Below are 15,701 nucleotides of genomic sequence, written 5' to 3'. Positions count from 1 at the left end.
GTCTGGTGATCAGCCCGAGCCACGAAATGCGTTTGTCATCGAACACGAGCCTCCAACCGGCTGGTCGCGGGGTTTTGTCATGGCCTGCCGCCATCTGTTGACGGTCGACGCCAGCCGCATTCAACAGACCGACAAGGCAATACTCAGACGTGCTCGTCATCGCTGATCGACCCGAGTCCTCTATTGCCGACGCCGGGGACGGCAGGTGTTCCGGCTACTGATGCTTCGCGCGGTGCTGGCGCCACCATGTCACGGCCCAGATGGTGTGGAGAGTGCCGAGGATGAGAAGAACGGCCACGCTGTCCAGGTTGGTTGCCACCGACCGGTTCGGCCCGAGCCGGGTGATAGCGCGGTAGATCAAGGTGAGATCGGCGGGAAGGGTGACGGTCGCCATCACAGCCAGGCACAGCACGGTGCCGACGACGAGGACGACACTGTAGACGCGCACCGCGCGGCGCTCGTGCGGGGGCAGACCGATACTCGGATCATCTACGGCGCGGTTATGACGAAAGATGGTATTCCGCAGAATGTTTCCGATATACCGCACGTAGGTGGCGCCGTCACCGTAGAGGTCGCGGCAAGCAGTAAGGTCCTGCAGGACGAAGTAGATGTCCGTGCGCATGAACACCATGAACTGAAACGGCAAGGGCAGCAATGCGATCACCACCACTGCGGCCAGAATTCGGTGAATGATCGTGGTTTCGTCGGTCACTACCGCAAGCAGGATCGCAACCGCCGCGACCGTGAGGTTCAGTGCGATGCCGGCCAGATACGCGGTCAGCCGATGCCGACGCGGGGCGAGTTCTATTCCGCTGATATCGGTTTCGGCTACCAGGAACTGCAGCCGAGTGCCCAACCCGATTCGGGCGTGCACGCCGGTCGCCCGCGCGACGACGAAATGCGCCATCTCATGGACGAACACCAGCGACCAACCCACGATGACACTCACCGCCAGCACGACACTACCCTCGGGACTCCACAGCAGGTGATGGAAACCGGGCAGCAGATCCGGCCGCGTGACGAGCACCGCCGCCGTAGCCATCATGAGGCAGCCGAAAAGCACCGGCAAAACCGGGCTCAACGCGAACCGAACATGATCGGGGCACACCCGCGGAAAGGACGCGGGCCGAGGAGCCGCGCACGGCACCGGCCGCCCGTCGACCTCGTCCACGAAATCCAGCGCCATCAGCGCCTCGACGAAGGAAAGCACGTCGAACTCGTGCCCCTCGTCGTCCGCCAGTCGCCTGGCCGCCTGCTCGATGGTGTGGCCCGCCCGCAGCAGCTCCAGCGCTGTCACACCCTCCCGTGGGAGCGCCACGAACCGCCGAGTCTCGAACCGGCCCACGATCCACTCGTCGCGATCCGCCCGAGTCGCTAAGTCGTGCAGGCGGATTCGACTTCCAGGTCGCACAGCGACAGTGGTGTGTGCGTCGGTCATGGCGCGTTCCCGCATACCGGACATTCCGGTCGAGGTGTGATGCGCTCGGACACCGATGCATCGAGACGCACCAGATTCACCTCATATCGGAACCCCGGCTCGAACGGCGGCGCGCCGGTGAGCGCGGCGAGCGCGAAATGCGTGAGGAGGGTGCCGGTGAGGCTCGCGGACACGACGTTGACCGGATGCCAAGGCAGTCGTGGCGCAAGGCTTTCCAGAGTCGTCTCAGGTGGTAGCCGCATCTCGGCCTGTTCGGCTTCGTGATCGTGCAGGCATTCCCAGCAGGCACCCTGACCGGGGCCGTGCAGGCTGCCCGACACGATCGGGCCGTGGTAGCCACCGACCACCCACGGCAGGCCGGCAGCCAGGCACTCCCGATTGGCCCATCGGCGGATCGAGCGCGGCTGATCGGCGCACAGAGCGAGGAGGTCGTATCCGGACTGGAGCAGTTCGGCGAGGTCGGCCGGACCCGTTATCCGCCGTTGTTCGCTCGTGACCCGGACGTCGGAGTTGAGTTCCCGCAGATGTGTGACTGCGACGTCGACCTTGGCTTTGCCGATGTCGCTCTCCCGGAACAGAATCTGACGATTGAGGTTCGACAACTCGACCGTGTCGGAGTCGACGCAATGCAACTGTCCGACACCGGAGGCAACGAGCCCTTGTGCCACGGCCCCACCGACACCACCGACACCGATGAGGAGAACGCGGGATCGACGCAGCCGATGTTGCACATCCCAAGAACTCGCCCGAGCGGTCTGATCGATCCACCGAAGGAAAGCCACACCGCGCGAATAGCGCTCCTGCTCCCGCTTCGACAATTCCGCCGGTACCGGACCACCGGCGTCTTCCAGGAAGCCCGCGTCCGACAACTGTTGCATCGCGTCGGCCGCGGGCACTCCCGGATAATCGGACAACACCACGTCGAGTACCTCGTCGGGCGACCTGGTGCCATCCAGCGCGCCGATCAGAACCCACACCCAGCCATCCGGGTCTTCGATTTCCACTCCGAGACCGTGGACCGTGGCACCGATCCTCACATTGCCGTCGACCGTGACGTACCGACCGTGTTCCGGCTTGATCCGCGGTCGCAGCATCTCTTCGGCACGCATCAGGAATATCGACGACTAGTTGGCACCACTGCTGCTGCCGTCGCCGGTGGTCTCCTTCCTGTCCAGCGGCCGAATCACGATAACCGCTGGCCGCTCCGCTCCGGAACGAACGGGTGCCTTCTCGTGATCTTTCTTCATGACTGCACTCCTGGTAATCGGTAGATGTGCGCCCGACCGAACTACGCTGCCGACCGGGCGGGAGCGTGACCGCTACGAATTGCCGCCACCGCTGCCGTCGCCGGTGGTCTCCTTCCTGTCCAGCGGCCGAATCACAATGACCGCTGGCCGCTCCGCCGCGGAACGAACGGGTGCCTTCTCGTGATCTTTCTTCATGACTGCACTCCCGGTGATCAGGTAGATGTGCGCCCGACCGAACTACGCTGCCGACCGGGCGGGGGCGTGACGGCTACGAATTGCCGCCACCGCTGTCGCTGGTGGTCTCCTTCCTACCCAGCGGGCCGGTTCGAAATGGCTGCCAGGCGCTCGAGCATGGAATAAAGGAATGCCCGATCGTGATCTTTCTTCACGACCGGACACCTTTAATTGAATACTGGACTTCAATTGAATACTGGACGTCCGAGTTACTGGCAGGATGCCGAACTGCCAGCCGTGGTTCCCCCTTGCCGAGCGTCCGGATCGTGATAGCAGGCCGGTCCACCGTGGCACGAACGGGGTCTTGTCGACTTCTTTCGCCATGACCACACTCCGCGTCACTGGATATGTGCAGACCACCCGAGAAGGGCAGCTACACATAGGATCATAGCTGTCACCCCGCGACCCGCATCAGCTTTCGGTAATCCTGTGAGTGGAAAGCGATTTCGTAGACGGCAATCGAGGCATGGCGTCGAAACCGCTGCCAGGAGCCGCATTTGGCATGCGCACTGCAGGGTATCTGCTCCCGCTGACTCAGATCCGATGATTGCGCCCGTTTCAGCCCCATCACGATGATGGACCGCCCGAAAGGGAACTCGTCTTCGGGGTCGCTGCCGGTTGCAGCGTGGGCGATCTCGATACCGGATCTGCCGCTCTGAGCAAGGCCTGTAACAACGCCTCCGCGATCACGAGCGTGGGCAGGTCCAGGCTGCGGCGAGTGAGAAGCAGGGGATGGCGTGCGAGGTGGGCCCGAATGACGTACCACATGCCTTCGGCCACCGCGAGGATCTCGTCGGTCCAGTCGCCGGCTGGTTCGACCGTCTGCTGCCCTTGCGACATCACGGGCCCGGTGACCAGCTGCTCGAGCCTCCTCGCCCGTTGACGTAGTTGTAGATCGTCATCGGCCCGTGCCTACGGAGGCTCCGGGCCTCCTGCATATGACCGAAACGATCGGGTATGCCGGATGTCAGGAGGTGTTCTATGCCGTCCTCCACGCCCGATCCCATGACGCGGACAGACGAGGTCATCGTGCCGTCGGAGTCCATCCGGCTGGCGGGGATACTGGCCGTCCCGGTGAACTCCACCGCCCTGATCGTCTTCGCACACGGGAGCGGAAGTGGCCGGCACAGTCCGAGGAATCGGTTTGTCGCCGACGTACTCAATCGGGCGGGACTCGCGACAATGCTCATCGACCTGCTGGTCGCGGACGAGGAGGGCGACCGTAGGCGGGTCTTCGATATCGAGTTGCTTGCCCATCGTCTCGTCGAAGTGACCCGCTGGCTGCGCACCCGATCGGATCTGAACGGCCTTCCCACCGGATATTTCGGCGCGAGCACCGGTGCCGGTGCCGCGCTGTGGGCGGCCACCGAACCCGGAACCGAGATCGCGGCCGTCGTCTCTCGCGGCGGCCGCCCCGACCTGGCCGGTCCCCGGCTGGCGCTGGTCCGCGCACCGACGCTGCTCATCGTCGGAGGTAACGACCAACAGGTGCTCGAGCTCAATCGGGAGGCACGGCTGCGGATGCCGTGTCCGAGCGAGATCGACGTCATCCCTGGTGCGACCCACCTGTTCGAGGAACCCGGCGCGCTCGAGCAAGTGGCAGATCTGGCCAGCGACTGGTTCCGCCGCCATCTCAGCGTTGTGTGGCATTGAACACCACTGGTAGGTCGTCGGGCCGCGATGCGACTCGGGTACCGAAGCGGCGGCTGACCTGCTCGATCGTCTCGCACAGCCATCGCGATTCGCTATGCGCCGCCGATTCGAGGCGCATGCGCCGTACCCGTAGCGGAATCATTCGTACCTCCACCGCACCGGGATCGATGGACACGAGATACAGCAGATGAAGATCGGGGCGGTACCGCTCGTAACCGCGGATGCCCTCGTAGTCGTCGATAACGTCGCCACACCCGTACAGAATCGGTTTGCCACGGTAGATCTCGATGGGCCGCGGATGATGCGCGGAATGACCATGCACCAGGTCGACGCCGGCATCGACCAACCGATGAGCGAACTGTGTTTCGCTCCGTGTCACCCCGTAACCCCAGTTGGGTCCCCAATGTACGGAGACGATCGCGATATCGTTGTCCCGTTTGTGGGCCAGCACTTCTGCCGCCACCTTGTCGGCCGCACGAATCGTCGGTGAATCGCCGACCCGCCACAACCCGGGCCGATCTCGACGCGCTGCCCAGAATTCCGGAACCCCGCTCGAGCCCGCGGCTACCGAGACGATCACCACCCGGCGTCCGTCGTCGAGTTCCGATATCGCCGGTGCTTGGGCGGCGTCGAGATCCACGCCCGCTCCGGCGCCGCAGACGCCCGCGGTATCGAGGGCTTCGAGGGTGTCCGCCAGCCCGTGGATACCGAAATCGAGGATGTGGTTGTTGGCCAGCGCACAAACGACCGGTGCGATCGCGGTCAACACCGGCAGGTTGTCGGGGTTCATCCGGTAGTGGATGCCCTTCGCGGGTGCGAACGCACCGTCGGCGGTGATAGCGGTCTCCAGGTTGATCAATCGCACCTCGGGGTGGACCTGCGCGAGGATCGGCAGGACATCACCCCATGGTCGGCGGAAATCCACCGGACGGGCGAATTCGCCATGCACGCGTTCGGCCAACTCAACATACGTCCGCGCATCCTCGACATACCGTTCGCGCAGCGTTGGATCGCCGGGATGCGGCAGGATCTGGTCCACACCGCGCCCCAGCATGACGTCGCCACCGAGCAGGACTGTGGCCATACCACCATTGTCGATCCACTGGACAAAGAGTTCACCTGCGAAAATGGGCGGAGTACCCCACATGAGCCCGGACTGCGCCCGACCCGACTCAGCGAACAAGCCGACCGAGTAGCGCACCTGCCCCGCTTGCACGACATGGAAGCATCCAGCGGAATCCAGAAAGATTAGAACTTCGTCGGCTGTGCGAGCCACGATCGCGATGCGATGATTTCCCGGTGACTCAGTGGCTTCCACTCTTCTGTTCCCTTGTCGTCGCGATTGCGGCGGTGGTCGGCGTTCTTCTCAACAACCGCACTAATCGCGCGGCGGTGACCGCTGCGGACGAGCGCAACCGGGTCACGCTCGACGCGGCGCAGCGGAATGTGGAGTCGACTAACGCGGCCGCGGAACGCCGCGAGCACGATAAGTGGCGGCGTGAATCCGTGCTGGCCGCAGTGGCTTCCGTGCTGGCGATCTCCACCGATGTCCGTCAGCAGTTGTTGTACTGTGACCGCTGGGAGGCCGACGAGCTGGACGAGATCGGCGAGGATGTGATCCAAAATATCACTGGGACAAGGGGATTCATCAGCAACCTGCGCGTCCTGGCGCATCGGAAGATCCCGAATCGCTGCGAGGATCTGACGCGGACACTCACCGCGGCGCTGAACATTTCTTTGCAGCGGCGCAGGATCGAAATGGACGCCGAGGCGACCGGTGAGGAGATCTCCGAAATTCGAGCGCTGTGGTCGAGGGCGATCGAGAACACGGTCGAGGAAGAACGCTCGGTCATCAACGCCACCCGCGTCGAGCTCGAGATCAAAATCTCCACCGACCTCCACTCGGCTTCGCCCGAACTGGCTCTCAACCGAGCCTGATCCACCGGTCCCTCTTCGCCACCACAGGACGCGCCGCACGCAGGTTGTGTCTGAGACGTGCGAAGCGCGCCTCCGGTGTGGAGAGTCGGCGTTTGCCGGATGTACCCGGTGGCTCGCAGGTTCAGAGGGCAGCGATGACCTCGTCTACCGCGGAGCGGAGTAGGGACGCGTAGGTGTCGAGGTCGGGGAGAACCGCGGGATCGGCGTGCAGCGAGAGGGTGATGGTGTCACCGAGGCCGTGTACGCCGTGGGTCAGGTGCATGACCGAGCCGAGGGCGGGAAAGCCGGCGGTGAAGCGGACACGGCCGCCACCGAAGGTGAGGTCGGCGGGCCCGCGGTCGACGCTGGAGACAATGGTGTGGCCCGCGATCGAGTCGGGGACGGTGTCGAGGGGATAGCGGTCGACGTCGCGGCGGAGGAGCGGGGCAGGGACGGTCGCGGTGACCCGGTCCTGGGCGGACAGCAAAGGGTGCCGCGCCCGGAGACGGCGGTCGGCGAGTGCCGCGGCGATCTTGTCGGCGCGCAGGCGCAGGTCCGGTTCGTCGGCGAACAGGTCGACGCCAACGCTGCGGTAGTTGTTGCGCGGGTCGCTCTCGCTTCCGGCGGACAGCTCGGGCAGCGCCATCGGAACCTGTGCGCCGAGACGTTCGACGGCTTCACCCCGGTTCGTCAGATACCGCGCGAGCGCCAGTGACACCGCGGTCAGGACCACTACGGTCACGGTGTCACCAGGGGCCCGAAGGTGTTCGGCAGCGCACACGAGCATACGCACTTGGTGTAGCGAGACGCCCTCTGCGACAGTTCGATTCACCTGGCTCGGCAGAAAGCCGACGCCGGGCGGCGGCACTTGACCGGTATCGGTCAAGTGCGCCAGCTGCTGCTGCGCCTGGAAGGCTCGATAACCGCGCACCGCGGTCGAAGCCAGCCGAACCGGAATGCACAGCAGACCAAGCGCCGAATCGACCAGTGTCCCGGTGAGTATCCTCCGGCCCGCGATCATCTGCCCGCGGGCCGCCACCGCAGAACCAATCGACAGCCCCCCGGCGGCCACCGCCCATCCGACCTCGCGCCCCCGAGCGAGCAGGGTGGACAATGCCCGTGGTCCGCCACCCGCAATCCGACTGCGGCCGACACCGCTCACCCACGCATCGGCGGGCCCATCCACCACTCCGGTACCGCCGGCACCGCGACCGCTCGGCGTCACCAGACCCGCTCGGCGATAGCTCGGAGACAGAACATCCCCGTTTCGTGCATTGGACTCGATGAACAGCGAACGCGCGATGGTCGCCGCCCGCCGCCCATCCGCCAGCGCATGCGACATCTGCAACACGGCCACCAGTGCGGGCCCCTCGCCCGGCCCTGGCGCATCGACGATCCCACGGAATACGTGCACCCGCCAGGGACGTACGGCGGCATCCACGCCAGTCCCGAGCACCTCCCCGAGAGCGTCCAGCAGATTCACCCAATTCGGCTCCACCAGTCGATGCTCGACGAATTGCTCGGCAGCGAATTCGCAGGGCATCCAGGATGGGTAATCGATGTCCGCGGGCAGTTCGCGCAGGCAGACCCGCAGATCGTCGATTCGCGCACTGCGTTCGGCGACTGAGGCACGCAGTTCCTCGGTCGAGCGCCCTTCGTCGTGGAAGCAATACAAGAGAAACAAGTCGTTGCGCGTGCGCTTCGACAACCAATACATCGTCGCGTCCTGCGGTGCCATCGCGCTCACAGATGGAACGATATCGACCCTGATTGCGACGGTATCGGTGACGTCGAACAAATATGAATGATCTTGTTCCACAATCGAGACCGAAACCCCTCTCGATTCCGCGCATCCCGTCTGCTACCGTCCGTAGTAGGAACAGATACCACTCTCACCAAGGGCGGGGTGTCGGCCATGGCTACACAACTGGTTCGCAAAATAGGCGCGCAAGCCGACGAGGCGGACGAACGCTATCGCGCCGCCGCGTTTCTGAAGCGGTCGATCAACAAGGTCTTCCCGACCCATTGGTCGTTCCTGCTGGGTGAGATCGCGCTCTACAGCTTCATCATCTTGTTGCTGTCGGGTGTGTATCTGACCTTGTTCTTCGATCCGTCCATGGCCGAGGTGGTCTACAACGGGGCCTACCAGCCGCTGCGTGGGGTGACCATGTCGCGCGCATACGAGACCGCGTTGGACCTCTCCTTCGAGGTGCGTGGCGGTCTGTTCGTCCGCCAGGTCCACCATTGGGCCGCGCTGCTGTTCGCGGCGTCGATCATTGTGCATTTGTTCCGCATCTTCTTCACCGGCGCGTTCCGCAAGCCGCGGGAGGCCAACTGGGTACTCGGATCGCTGTTGTTGATCTTGGCGATGTTCGAGGGGTTCTTCGGCTACTCGCTGCCGGATGATCTGCTGTCCGGCACCGGTCTGCGTGCGGCGTTCTCGGGTATCACGATGAGTATTCCGATCATCGGCACATGGATGCATTGGCTGATCTTCGACGGTGACTTCCCGGGCGAGATCATCATCCCGCGCCTCTACATCGCGCATGTGCTGCTGTTCCCTGGCATCATCCTGGCGTTGATCGCCGCGCATGTGGCGCTGGTCTGGTACCAGAAGCACACCCAGTTCCCCGGGCCGGGCCGCACCGAGAACAATGTGGTCGGCGCCCGTATCGTGCCGGTGTTCGCCGCGGATCAGGGTGCGTTCTTCGCCTTCACCCTCGGAATCGTCGGCATCATGGGCGGGGTGTTGCAGATCAACCCGATCTGGAACCTCGGCCCGTACAACCCGTCGCAGGTGTCGGCGGGATCGCAGCCGGACTTCTACATGATGTGGACCGACGGTCTGGCGCGTCTGATGCCGCCATGGGAGCTGTATCTGGGTCGCTACACGGTGCCCGCCGCGTTCTGGGTCGCGTTGATCATGGGGTTGGTGTTCACCGTGTTGATCGCCTACCCATGGATCGAGAAACGGCTCACCGGCGACACCAGTGCGCACCACAACCTGCTGCAGCGTCCCCGCGACGTGCCGGTGCGCACCGCCATCGGCGCCATGTCCATCGCGTTCTACGTGGTACTCACGCTCTCCTGCGTCAACGACATCATCGCCTACAAATTCGACATCTCGCTGAACGCCACCACGTGGGTCGGCCGGATCGGGCTCCTCCTTGCGCCGCCGATCGCGTACTTCCTCGCCTACCGGATCTGCCTAGGTCTGCAGCGCAGTGATCGTGCGGTGCTCGAGCACGGCGTGGAAACCGGTGTGGTCAAGCGGCTTCCGCACGGCGAGTACATCGAGGTACACCAGCCGCTCGGCCCGGTCGACGAGCACGGCCATCCGATTCCGCTGGAGTATCAAGGCGCCCCGGTGCCGAAGAAGATGAGCAAGTTGGGTGCGGCGGGCAAGCCGGGCACGGGTAGCTTCCTGCGCGCGGACCCGCGGCAGGAGTCGGAGCGGAACCGATCACTGGAGCACGAAGAAGAACGCAAGCAGCTTGCCGTGCTGCGCAGATATCAGAAGCGGACGAACGGCCGCGGAAACGGCTCCTCCGGTTGATGATTCGGGATCGCATCGCATGTACCCGAATACCGCGAAGGCCCCGAGTCCATCCCGCCCCGGGGCCCGCTTGCCTTATTCAGGCGTTTCCAGAACAGTTCAACTGCGCCGGAACCCTCCCGCCGAGAGCTCCGTTAGGAATGTATCCCACTCGCCCGGCGCGAAGGCCAAGGCCGGACCACGTCTGTCCTTGGTATCACGAACCGCTACGTTGCCGTCGGTGAGAAAGGCAACTTCCACGCAGTTCCCATCCGGACCACTGTAGGTGCTCTTGCGCCACACAGCGTCCGTCAGATCAACCTTCACGGCACTAGCTCCTTTGCTGCGTCGAGAACGAGATTTCTCCTGACATCGTTCTAGCTAGCATCGGCACCCGGCGGAGCCGCCGAATCCCGTAGAACGCTCTTCGGGAGAGCGCGCTTTCCCGGTGCGTCTATATCGCACATCGAGTTCGAGAGGAATTCACCTCGTGCGGGGTTGTCCCCGTGCGGTAAACACTAGCAGGTCCATCGAAAGTTTGCCCGCCTCTTGCCTATTCAATCGTCGCAACTACGCAGGTTTGCGAAGGAGGAGAGTTGCGGGAGCATTGCCAGCCCGTGGCATTCATTCCAAACACCGGCGTGCCACAATCTTTTAAACGGATGTAATTGCTCCGTTATCACTCGGACAATTCGCCGACGGGCAGTGCCCCGTCGACGCCGCCACCGCAGCCGTGCATCATGGAACCTATGGTGGAACGCGATCGCGACGATGCAGGTCGTGCCCGTAGCTCCCGTCCGCGCGATCGCCTCGGGCGCCCGCTGCCGCCGGGAAGCGCCGGAGTTGCCCGAATTCCGGACGATCTGAGCCTGCCGCCGCAGCAAACTCTCACCTTCGCCCAGCAACTGCTGGACGAAGGTTTCGCATTCAATGCACATGAGGTATTAGAGGCGGCATGGAAGAACGGTCCGTTCGCTGAGCGGATGCTGTGGCAGGCGCTTGCGCAGTTCGCTGTCGGCCTTACCCACATACAACGCGGAAATCCCAAAGGGGCGCGTACACTGCTCGACCGGGCCGTGACCCGGCTGACCGCGTATCGGCCGGAAGCCGGCCATGTGCCCTACGGCATCGACCGTGTCGGACTGATCGCCCACGCCGAATCGCTGCTCGCCGCACTCGACGCAGGGGTCGAACCGGCCGCCGACAACCTCAAGCCCCGCCTCCGCGGCTGATCGCACACCCCTACCATGGCCACCGTGCGCACCTCATCGTTCTCCAGCCGGTCTCGTGTCTGAGGTCGGCGCGGGCCGGTATGCGCCGACACCGTCCGGGGACCTGCACCTGGGCAACCTCCGCACCGCCCTGCTCGCCTGGGCGTTCGCCCGCTCCACGGGTCGGCGCTTCCTCCTCAGGATCGAGGATCTGGACCGGGTTCGACCCGGCGCGGAGCAGCGGCAGCTGGACGACCTCGCCGCGATCGGCCTGGACTGGGACGGACCGGTGGTGCGGCAATCCGAGCGGCTGCCACATTACGAGGCCGCGATCGAACGCCTCACCGCCGCCGGACTGACTTACGAATGCTATTGCACCCGAAGGGAAATTCAGCAGGCCGCGACGGCGCCGCACGGACCGATGGGCGCCTATCCCGGCACCTGCCGCACACTGACCGCACAGGCGCGCGACAGGCTGCGTACCAGTGGCCGCCCGGCCGCTCTGCGCTTGCGCGCGAAGGCGACCGAGTTCGAGGTGGTCGACGAACTGCACGGGATTTACCGCGGACCGGTCGATGATCTGGTGCTGCGCCGCGGCGACGGTGTTCCGGCCTACAACCTGGCGGTCGTCGTGGACGACGCGGCGCAGGGCATCGACCAGGTAGTGCGCGGCGACGACCTGTTGCCCTCGACACCACGACAGGCCTATCTCGCGACGCTGCTCGGCCTCCCGGTCCCCCGCTATGCCCATGTCCCGCTTGTGCTCGATGCGAACGGGAATCGGCTGGCGAAGCGAGACGGCGCGGTGACTCTGGCCGACCAACGGGCGTTCGGCAACACGGTCGAACAGGTCGTGGCGGCCCTCGCCGCCTCACTCGACCGCTCCGCGACATCGTCATCCGAGCTACTCGCACATTTCGACGCCGGGCTTCTGCCCTGGGAACCTTGGATACTCGACGTGAGTGGGTTGTTGCAACGCAGTCGATGTCCGTAACGTACGCAACGTCCGAACTACCGATCACGCGACGAGGACAAACAACTATGACAAGCGGTGGGTACGACCCCAACCAGTATCCGCAGGGCGGGCAGCCGTACGGGCAGCCGTACCCGCAAGGCGGCGACCAGTACGGCCAGCAGCAGCCCCAGTACGGGCAGCAGCAGCCGCAGTACGGCCAGCAGCAGCCTCCCCAGTACGGGCAGCAGCAGCCCCAGTACGGCCAGCAGCCCCAGTACGGGCAGGACCCCTACGGTCAGCAGCCGTACCCGCAGCAGCCGGGCAACTTCGGCTACGGCGGTCAGCCGGGTGACCTCGGCACCCGCATCGGGGCCCGCGTCATCGACGGGCTCATCTTGATGATCCCGTACTTCATCTTGTACATCCTGGTCAACAACTCACTCGGCCTGACCATCGGCCTCGGCCTGGTCTGGACCCTTGTGGAGGTCGGCTACTTCGTCGGAATGGAAACCACGCAGGGCACCACGCTGGGCAAGAAGATTCTCGGCCTGAAGGTGCTCGCCCCCGGCGGCGCCGCCAAGATCGACCCGGGCACCTCGCTGAAGCGGAACCTCTTCCTCGCGGCGAACATCATCCCGTGCGTCGGCGGCCTCGTCGCACTGGGGCTGGCGATCTACATCATGGTCACCATCTCGCAGGACCCGAACAAGCAGGGCTGGCACGACAAGTTCGCCGGCGGCACCCAGGTCGTCAAGGCCTGACACGCGACAGCGGTACGAAGCAACAGGGGCGCACCCGATTCGGGTGCGCCCCTGTTGCTTTCCCGGCCCTTGCCGCTACGAACTCGTCGAGCCCACGACGATCACGACGACGAACCACAGGATGACGAGCACGATCGCGCCGACACCGATCCAGATGCCGGCGAGCGCCATGCCGCGCCCCTCCTGCCCGGACTGCTTGATCTGGTTCAACGCGACCGCGCCGAGGATGATGCCGACGAGCGAGCCGATTCCGCAGGTGACGAACCCGACCAGCGACGAGATCAGCGCGCCGATCGCCATGCCGTTGGTGCCCTGCACCGGAGCACCATAGGGCTGGTAGGGGCTCTGGTAGGCGTAGTTCGGCTGCGGATAGGGCTGCGCGGGCTGCTGGTAGGACGGGTACTGCGGCTGCGGAGGCGGCGTCATCGGCTGCGACGGCGGCTGCACCGGGTGCTGCGGCGCCGACGGATAACCCGAAGGCGACTCGGCGTTCGGGTACTGCGGGACCGAACTCTGCCCACCGGACTCCGGCGACACGCCTTGGCCGCCATACTGCTTCCACCACTCGTCGGAATCGCCGGGATTCGTCATTGCTACAGCGTATTCCACAACCTGGTTGGATGATGCAGGTGAGTGAGCCGAAGACAACCGAAGAACACGGACCTGGACACCCCGCGCCGGAGCATGCGGCATTCGCCCAGGTAGCGCGGGGGTATTACACACCGATCGTGGCGGTGTTCACCGCCACGCTGATCATCTCCAACATCTGCGCGACCAAGGGCGTGCAGTTCTTCACCGACCATTCGGTGAAGCTGGGACCGCTGGAGATTCTGCCGATCACCACCGACGGCGCCTGGTTCCTCTTTCCCCTCGCCTACATCATCGGCGACGTGCTGAGTGAGATCTATGGCTTCCGCGCCGCGCGCCGGGCCATTTACTACGGCTTCGCCATGCTGCTGCTGACCGTGGTGTGCTTCAAGATCGCCGTCGAACTACCCGCCGCGACCTTCTACGAGAACCAGGACGCCTTCCGTACCGTCATCGGAACAACCCCGCAGCTCGTCGCCGCCGGTCTGGCCGGTTATTTCGTCGGCGAAATGCTGAATTCGGCGACACTGGTGCTGATCAAGGAGCGGACCAAGGAGAAGCACCTGTGGGCGCGCCTGATCGGATCGACCGTGGTCGGCGAGTTCGGCGACACGCTGATCTTCTGCTCGATCGCGGCCACCGCAATCGGCATCGACTCCTGGGGACAGTTCATCAATTTCGTGATCGTCGGCTTCCTCTGGAAGACACTGGCGGAAGTCATCGTGCTGCCGATCACCTATCGGGTGATCACGTGGCTCAAGAAGCACGAACCCAGCTACGCACCGAGCGAGGTTCCCGCTCTGCTCCGATGAAAGATGTCGTGGGTCAGCGGAATCCACGATGTGGTCCAGCAGGCTCTATGGCGTCCGGATCCGGCCCCGCCAACGACCCAGGACCTCGGCTTTGTGCTCGTCGAAGTAGCCGCCATCGATACTGTGCCGGATGCGGTCGACGAGCCGCACCGTGAACCGCTCGTTGTGGATCGTGCACAGCATGGCCGCGAGCATCTCTTTGGCCTTGAACAGGTGGTGGATATAGGCGCGGCTGTAGTTGGCGCAGGTGTAGCAGTCGCAGGTCTCGTCGATCGGGGTGAAGTCGCGGCGGAAGCGGCTGGTGTTGATATTGAACCGGCCTTCGTCGACGTAGATCGCGGCGTTGCGGGCGACCCGCGACGGGTTCACGCAATCGAAGGTGTCCGCACCGTTCTCGACCGCGGTGAAGATGTCCTCCGGCTCGCTGATGCCGAGCATGTGACGCGGCTTGTCCTCGGGCAGCTCGTCCGAGCACCAGCCGACGATAGCGCCCAGGTTGTGTTTCTCCAGCGCACCGCCGATGCCATAGCCGTCGAACGCCGTTCCCGCGCTTCCCCGGATCGATTCGAGTCCGCGACATGCCTTGCGCCGCAAGTCCTCATACTGCGCGCCCTGGATGACGGCGAACAGTGCCTGGTACGGGCGGTGCGTGCGCGCGGCGGTCAGCCGTTCGTGCGCATCGATGCAGCGCCGCGCCCACTCGTGTGTGCGCTGCAACGACTTCTCCTGGTAGGCGCGGGTGTTGAGCAACGTGGTGAGCTCATCGAAGGCGAACATGATGTCGGCGCCCAACTCGTGCTGGATGCCCATCGACACCTCGGGGGTGAACCGGTGCTCGGAGCCGTCCAGGTGCGAGCGGAAGGTGACGCCGTCGTCGTCTACGGTGGCAAGCCGCTCCTTGCCCGCAGCGATCACGTCGTCGCTGCGGACGTCGACCGCCTCCATCGCCAGCACCTTCTTGAATCCGACGCCCAGCGACATCACCTGGAACCCGCCGCTGTCGGTGAAGGTGGGCCCGGGCCAGTTCATAAATGTGCCGAGCCCGCCCGCCTCGTCCACGATGTCGGCGCCGGGCTGCAGGTATAGGTGGTAGGCGTTGGCCAGCAGCGCCTGCGCGCCGATATCCTTCATGGTCTCCGGCAGCACCGCCTTCACTGTCGCCTTTGTGCCCACCGGGATGAACGCCGGCGTGGCGATAGGGCCATGCGGCGTGCCGATCATGCCGGACCGGCCGTGCCGCCCGTCCAGGCGAGTACCGACGGTGAAAGAGAAGGATTCAGGACCGGACACCCAGCCATCCTCCCAGTCCAGCGCAGGCCGACCGCAGCAGGCCACCGATCCCTCGGCCCG

Annotated in this window: 14 protein-coding genes and 1 pseudogene; 7 read left to right on the top strand and 8 right to left on the bottom strand. The window is 64.6% G+C overall.

The window, feature by feature from the left end:
- Positions 1 to 214 precede the first annotated feature (214 nt).
- From OH799_RS25765 to OH799_RS25755, 3 genes are all read right to left on the bottom strand, one after another.
- Positions 215 to 1,345: a site-2 protease family protein gene (locus OH799_RS25765; RefSeq protein WP_406268997.1), complete on the bottom strand. Its 1,131-nt coding sequence runs from the start codon at positions 1,343 to 1,345 to the stop codon at positions 215 to 217.
- An 89-nt stretch (positions 1,346 to 1,434) separates the two neighbouring features.
- Positions 1,435 to 2,547, bottom strand: a complete 1,113-nt coding sequence (locus tag OH799_RS25760) for a HesA/MoeB/ThiF family protein (RefSeq protein WP_406268994.1) — start codon at positions 2,545 to 2,547, stop codon at positions 1,435 to 1,437.
- Positions 2,548 to 3,486: 939 nt separating this feature from the next.
- Positions 3,487 to 3,759 (bottom strand): hypothetical protein, encoded by a 273-nt coding sequence (locus tag OH799_RS25755; RefSeq protein WP_406268991.1) that lies wholly within the window; start codon positions 3,757 to 3,759, stop codon positions 3,487 to 3,489.
- Positions 3,760 to 3,915: 156 nt separating this feature from the next.
- Between OH799_RS25755 and OH799_RS25750 the strand changes: the two are divergent.
- Positions 3,916 to 4,572, top strand: a pseudogene (locus OH799_RS25750) (dienelactone hydrolase family protein); the annotation flags it as partial.
- Here the strand turns inward: OH799_RS25750 and OH799_RS25745 are convergent.
- Positions 4,553 to 5,656, bottom strand: coding sequence for a CapA family protein (locus tag OH799_RS25745; RefSeq protein WP_406268988.1), 1,104 nt, complete (start codon positions 5,654 to 5,656; stop codon positions 4,553 to 4,555). The pseudogene OH799_RS25750 and the gene OH799_RS25745 sit on opposite strands and share 20 nt — an antisense overlap.
- A gap of 215 nt (positions 5,657 to 5,871) precedes the next feature.
- Here OH799_RS25745 and OH799_RS25740 point away from each other — a divergent pair, with 215 nt between their 5' ends.
- Positions 5,872 to 6,510: a hypothetical protein gene (locus tag OH799_RS25740; RefSeq protein ID WP_406268985.1), complete on the top strand. Its 639-nt coding sequence runs from the start codon at positions 5,872 to 5,874 to the stop codon at positions 6,508 to 6,510.
- Between the two features lie 121 nt (positions 6,511 to 6,631).
- On the opposite strand, the gene OH799_RS25735 is transcribed toward OH799_RS25740, so the two are convergent.
- A complete protein-coding gene (locus tag OH799_RS25735; protein ID WP_406268982.1) occupies positions 6,632 to 8,236 on the bottom strand; it encodes a hypothetical protein in 1,605 nt (534 codons plus the stop codon).
- A gap of 168 nt (positions 8,237 to 8,404) precedes the next feature.
- On the opposite strand from OH799_RS25735, the gene OH799_RS25730 reads away from it, so the two are divergent.
- On the top strand, positions 8,405 to 10,045 hold the full coding sequence (locus OH799_RS25730) for a cytochrome bc complex cytochrome b subunit (RefSeq protein WP_406268979.1): 1,641 nt from the start codon (positions 8,405 to 8,407) through the stop codon (positions 10,043 to 10,045).
- A 99-nt stretch (positions 10,046 to 10,144) separates the two neighbouring features.
- On the opposite strand, the gene OH799_RS25725 is transcribed toward OH799_RS25730, so the two are convergent.
- Entirely contained in the window at positions 10,145 to 10,327 is a 183-nt protein-coding gene (locus tag OH799_RS25725; RefSeq protein ID WP_406282558.1) for a DUF397 domain-containing protein, read from the bottom strand.
- A gap of 446 nt (positions 10,328 to 10,773) precedes the next feature.
- On the opposite strand from OH799_RS25725, the gene OH799_RS25720 reads away from it, so the two are divergent.
- From OH799_RS25720 to OH799_RS25710, 3 genes are read left to right on the top strand one after another with little or no spacing between them, the layout of a single operon-like run.
- Positions 10,774 to 11,256, top strand: a complete 483-nt coding sequence (locus tag OH799_RS25720) for a DUF309 domain-containing protein (RefSeq protein ID WP_406268976.1) — start codon at positions 10,774 to 10,776, stop codon at positions 11,254 to 11,256.
- Between the two features lie 55 nt (positions 11,257 to 11,311).
- Entirely contained in the window at positions 11,312 to 12,229 is a 918-nt protein-coding gene (gluQRS, locus tag OH799_RS25715) for a tRNA glutamyl-Q(34) synthetase GluQRS (protein ID WP_406268973.1), read from the top strand.
- A 47-nt stretch (positions 12,230 to 12,276) separates the two neighbouring features.
- Positions 12,277 to 12,951: an RDD family protein gene (locus tag OH799_RS25710; protein ID WP_406268970.1), complete on the top strand. Its 675-nt coding sequence runs from the start codon at positions 12,277 to 12,279 to the stop codon at positions 12,949 to 12,951.
- A 75-nt stretch (positions 12,952 to 13,026) separates the two neighbouring features.
- Here the strand turns inward: OH799_RS25710 and OH799_RS25705 are convergent, their stop codons facing one another.
- Positions 13,027 to 13,542 carry a DUF4190 domain-containing protein gene (locus OH799_RS25705; protein WP_406268967.1) on the bottom strand — a complete coding sequence of 172 codons (516 nt, stop codon included), beginning with the start codon at positions 13,540 to 13,542 and terminating at the stop codon, positions 13,027 to 13,029.
- Between the two features lie 32 nt (positions 13,543 to 13,574).
- Here OH799_RS25705 and OH799_RS25700 point away from each other — a divergent pair, with 32 nt between their 5' ends.
- Entirely contained in the window at positions 13,575 to 14,351 is a 777-nt protein-coding gene (locus OH799_RS25700) for a queuosine precursor transporter (protein WP_406282555.1), read from the top strand.
- 45 nt (positions 14,352 to 14,396) lie between these two features.
- Here the strand turns inward: OH799_RS25700 and tgt are convergent, their stop codons facing one another.
- Positions 14,397 to 15,641: a tRNA guanosine(34) transglycosylase Tgt gene (gene tgt / locus OH799_RS25695; protein ID WP_406268964.1), complete on the bottom strand. Its 1,245-nt coding sequence runs from the start codon at positions 15,639 to 15,641 to the stop codon at positions 14,397 to 14,399.
- Positions 15,642 to 15,701: the final 60 nt, after the last annotated feature.

It is taken from the genome of Nocardia sp. NBC_00881, from assembly GCF_045207455.1.
Taxonomy (GTDB): Bacteria; Actinomycetota; Actinomycetes; order Mycobacteriales; family Mycobacteriaceae; genus Nocardia.
The sequence above is the reverse complement of the archived record's forward strand: the minus strand, read 5'-3'. Positions and strand labels throughout refer to the sequence as shown.

Excerpts from the sequence above, each read along its gene's own strand:
- OH799_RS25745 (WP_406268988.1), bottom strand. The coding sequence starts at position 5,656 with ATGGCCACAGTCCTGCTCGGTGGCGACGTCATGCTGGGGCGCGGTGTG.
- OH799_RS25760 (WP_406268994.1), bottom strand. The coding sequence starts at position 2,547 with ATGCGTGCCGAAGAGATGCTGCGACCGCGGATCAAGCCGGAACACGGT.
- OH799_RS25705 (WP_406268967.1), bottom strand. The coding sequence starts at position 13,542 with ATGACGAATCCCGGCGATTCCGACGAGTGGTGGAAGCAGTATGGCGGC.
- OH799_RS25730 (WP_406268979.1), top strand. The coding sequence starts at position 8,405 with ATGGCTACACAACTGGTTCGCAAAATAGGCGCGCAAGCCGACGAGGCG.
- OH799_RS25700 (WP_406282555.1), top strand. The coding sequence starts at position 13,575 with ATGCAGGTGAGTGAGCCGAAGACAACCGAAGAACACGGACCTGGACAC.
- OH799_RS25755 (WP_406268991.1), bottom strand. The coding sequence starts at position 3,759 with ATGTCGCAAGGGCAGCAGACGGTCGAACCAGCCGGCGACTGGACCGAC.
- OH799_RS25720 (WP_406268976.1), top strand. The coding sequence starts at position 10,774 with ATGGTGGAACGCGATCGCGACGATGCAGGTCGTGCCCGTAGCTCCCGT.
- OH799_RS25710 (WP_406268970.1), top strand. The coding sequence starts at position 12,277 with ATGACAAGCGGTGGGTACGACCCCAACCAGTATCCGCAGGGCGGGCAG.